This is a genomic window from Actinoplanes utahensis (assembly GCF_016862455.1).
Classification (GTDB): Bacteria; Actinomycetota; Actinomycetes; order Mycobacteriales; family Micromonosporaceae; genus Actinoplanes; species Actinoplanes utahensis.
The window spans coordinates 1-4,257 of the sequence record NZ_BOMZ01000032.1; the positions used below are offsets into that span (position 1 = coordinate 1).

Sequence of the window (4,257 nt, forward strand, 5' to 3'; positions counted from 1 at the left end):
GGTTGGGGAAACGGACCAACCGGGAGGGACGGGATCGGCGCCGGGTGGGGCGAGGCCGACCAGATCGGCCGCGAGGCCGGCGCGGGCGGCGACCTCGGGATCGGCGGCCGCGAGGTCGGCGAAGGCCTCGGCCGCGGAGGCGTCCGGGTTCTCGATCATGCGGCGGATCAGGTCGGCGGCGGCGGCCATCGCGGGACGGCGCAGGCCGAGCGGGTCGGCGGGCCACTCGGCGGTCGCCACCACCTGATCACTCGGATTGGCGTCGCCAGGAGCCGGCTCCGGGGTCCAGGCGGTGATCACCCCGGCGCCGTCGGCGCACGCCGCGCGGACCTCCTCGAGGAAGACCGACGGGCCACGCGGGCGCTTCACCCCGTCGCCCCACCAGTAACCGGAGCAGAGCAGCAGCCGGCGCGGACGGGTCATCGCCACGTAGGCCAGCCGGCGCTCCTCCCGTTCGTCGTGCTCCCGCCAGGACTTGGTGAAAACGGACAGCGCGCCGGCGACGTCCTTCTGCTCGACGGCGTCGGAGAGATCCAGATCGGGCAGGCCGGACGAGTCGCCGCGCAACGGGAACGGCAGCACCCCGATCCCGCCGAGATAGTGATCCGAGGAACGGGCCATCCCCGGCCAGACACCCCGGCACAGGCCGGCGACCGAGACGACGTCCCACTCCAGGCCCTTCGCGGCGTGCGCCGTCAGGATCTGGACGGCGCCCTCGACGACGTCGACCTGACCCGGTTCGAGCCCGCGCTCCTCCTCCTCGGCGGCGGCCAGGAAAGCCAGGAACCCGGCGACGGTGCCGGTCTCGTTCTCGGTGACGTAACGGGTCGCGGCCTCACCGAGCGCGTCCAGATGGCCCCGGGCCAGCCCGGCGTCACCCGCCGCCCAGCCGCGCACCGCCACCTCGACGTCCAGGCCGATGGTGCGCTCGATGTCGGCGAGCAGATCGGGCAACGGCTGGTCCAGGCGGCGGCGCAGGGCCGCGAGCTCCCGCCCGTACGTCAGGAGGCGACGATGGCCGTCCGGCGAGTACTGCCGCGGAGAACCCAGGTCGGCCATCGCCTCGACCAGGGTCGCGTCGTCGAGCCGGTCCACGTTCACCTGCCCCGGGTCGTCGCCGCCCCGGCCCGCCGCCGCCGCACGGGCCGCCGCGATCGCCCGCGCCCGCCGGTGCAGCGCCACCAGATCCCGCGGGCCGATCCGCCAGCGGGCACCGGTGAGCAGCCGCAACAGCGAGGCGCCGTCGGTCGGGTCGGCAAGCACCCGCAGTGTGCAGACCACGTCCCGTACCTCCGGGGTGTCCAGCAGCCCACCCAGGCCCACCACCTCGACCGGCAGGCCCCGGGACCGCAGCGCCTCCTCGATCACCGGGATCTGGCTGCGCACCCGGACCAGGACGGCACTGGTCGGACGGCCCTCGAGCGGGATCTCGCCCGGGTCGGCGGACGGCATGCCGGCGACCAGACGCCACGCCGTCAACATCGAATCGGCGATCCAGGCGGCCTCGTCGGCATAGGTCGGCAGCAGCGCACACGCCACCGTCCGGCCGCCGACCGCGTCGGCGGTCCGCGACGACGCCTCCAGCTTCGTCACCTGAGCCCGGGCCCGCAACGGCGCGGAGATCGTGTTCGCCACCCGGAGGATCTCCGGCCGGTTGCGCCAGCTCCGGCTCAGCGTGCGTACCCAGGCGGGGTGGCCCTCCCGGTCGCGGAACTCCTCGGGGAACCGCTCCAGGGTGCCCGCCGAGGCGCCCCGCCAGCCGTAGATCGACTGGGACGGGTCACCCACCGCGGTCACCGGATGGCCGCCGCCGAACAGGTTGTTCAACATGATCACCTGGGCGTGGCTGGTGTCCTGGTACTCGTCGAGCAGCACGATCCGGAACCGGCCCCGCTCGATCTCACCGACCTTCGGATGATCCCGGGCCACCAGCGCCGCACGGGCCATCTGATCACCGAAGTCCATCGCCTCCAGATCCAGTTTGCGCTGCTCGTAGAGGCGGACCAGCGGCAGCAGGGTGAGCCGGTTCTGCTGGCGGCGCAGCATCTCCGAGACGTCCTTGTAGACCCGGCCCGGAAACTCCTGGATGTCGGCGAAGAACCGGCCGGTCCAGGCCGCCAGGTCGTCCGGGCCGACCAGATGCTCCGACATCTCGGCCGACAGCGCCAGAACGTCGTCGGTCACCGTGCCGGGAGCACGGTTCAGGCCGGTCATCTCGCCGGTGTAGACACGGACCAGCGAATCGACGATCTGCCAGCGGGCGGCCTCCGTCAGCAGGCGGGCCGACGGCTCGAACCCGGCGCGCAGCCCGTGCTCGGTGACGACCCGGGCGGCGTACGCGTGATACGTCGAGACCGTCGGCTCACCGGCGAGCGCGTCGTCCCGGCCCAGACGGCGGCTGAGCTGGCCCAGACGGGTCCGGACCCGGTGGGACAACTCCCCGGCCGCCTTCCGGGTGAACGTCAGGCCGAGGATCTCGCCGGGGTGGGCGTACCCGTTGGCGACCAGCCACACCACCCGGGACGCCATCGTCTCGGTCTTCCCCGAACCGGCGCCCGCCACCACCAGCAACGGCTGCACCGGGGCCGCGATGATCGCCTCCTGCTCCGGAGTCGGTTCCGGCAGGCGCAGAAGGCGGGCCAGCTCACGCGGGGTGAAACGGGGGCCGGACTGAGGGCGGCGACGTGGCCGCGGGCCCTCGGCGAACAGGGTCGGCTGAGTCATCGGCTTCGATCCGGTCGGTGCGGGAAGGGCGTCAGGATGCCTGGGCCGGGCTTCGCCACGGGCGTCACCGGGCAGCTCATGCCGGGCCGTCCGGTAACGGGGTCGGCTCGACGACCTGGCGGCCCTTGCCGGAGATCGGGCAGCTGGTCCGGACCGGGCAGATCCGGCAGCGGCTGTTCGCCACCGCGGAGAAAGTGGAGGCGGCCATCGCGGCGGCGGTCCGGCGCACCATAGAATCCGCCCACTGCGGGTCGGTGGCCTCGGTCAACGGCACCTGCATCTGCTCCCGGGCATCCTTGCCGGGACCCAACTGCACCAGGGCCGCCCCGCCGCTCTCCCGGCCGTAATCGTCGAACGCGCCCGCGTCGATCGCCGCCTGATAGCCGCCGAGCTGCGCGTTCTCCGCCACATCAGCGGACGAGACGGCAGTGGTCTTCCCGGTCTTCAGATCGATCACGACCAGACGGCCGTCCTCGTCGACCTCCAAGCGGTCCACCCGGCCGGTCAGCTGAATCGGGTTCCGCTCGTCCTCCAGCATGACGGTGAACTCGTGCTCGATCGCCAGCAGCCGCCGCGGATTCACCGCCAGCCAGCGAAGCAGCTTGTCGACCATCGACTGGGCGCGGTCGTGCTCCGGACCGGCCAGCCACTGCGCGGCCAGCTCGATCGAGTCGAACCGGGCAGCCACGTACTCGACCAGTTTCTCCCGATCGGCGTTCGCGTCCTCGGCCAGCATCGCCGCGGCATGCACCAGGTTGCCGATCCCCTGCGCGGGACCGGCCGGCGCCGCACCGCCGTGCCGTTCCAGCAGCCAGCGCAGACTGCATCGCAACGCGCTCTCCATCGACGACGGGGTCACCTTGACCGGCTCCCCCTCATCGATCAGCGGCCGGTCGTCGGAAAGCGGCAGCAGCCCCCACCACTCGTCCGGATGCGCCCCCGGCACACCGGCCGCGGCGAGACGCGCCAACTCGGCCGCCGCGGCCCGCCTGCGGCTGGGCGTCTCCGCACTGCCCACCACGACGGTACGCAACTCGGCCACCAACGACGCCAGGGTCAACGCCCGAGGCGGCCGCCCCACCGGAATCTCCACCTCCGGATCCCCGGCCTCGTCGGCCACCTCCGACGGGGCACCGGCTCCATCCGGGCGAGCCGAAGCATCCTCGAACCCCATGGGAGCAGCGCCACCCGGTGACTCCGGGTGAACAACCGGGACAGTGGCGGATGGCGCCCCCTTCACCGGATCTGCCGAGTCAGCGTCCGCACGATCGGCGGACGTTGCGGCCATGTCGGCCCGGTCCGGCCTCACCAGATCTGCCGAGTCAGCGCCCGCACGATCGGCGAGCGTTGCGGCGATGTCGGCCCGGTCCGGGTGATCAGCCGAAGAGGCCGCGCCCGTCCCGGCCGGCGAGGCTCCGATCTCCATGGGACCGCTCGGGACGGCCGCGCCGCCGGACTTGGCCGGGTGCGTGGACAGAGCCTCGCCGACGGGGCCGGAACCGGGGCCTGGGCCGCCGGGATGGTCCGGCGGGG

At 73.1% G+C, this 4,257-nt stretch carries 2 protein-coding genes; both read right to left on the bottom strand.

The genetic code is table 11. The features are described from left to right. The coding region (locus Aut01nite_RS10150) for an ATP-dependent helicase (protein ID WP_204037500.1) at nt 1-2,724 on the bottom strand (2,724 nt) is incomplete at its 3' end. Between the two features lie 76 nt (nt 2,725-2,800). After that, nucleotides 2,801-4,257 (bottom strand): RecB family exonuclease (locus Aut01nite_RS10155; RefSeq protein ID WP_373871462.1); only part of this gene is annotated, 1,457 nt, incomplete at its 5' end.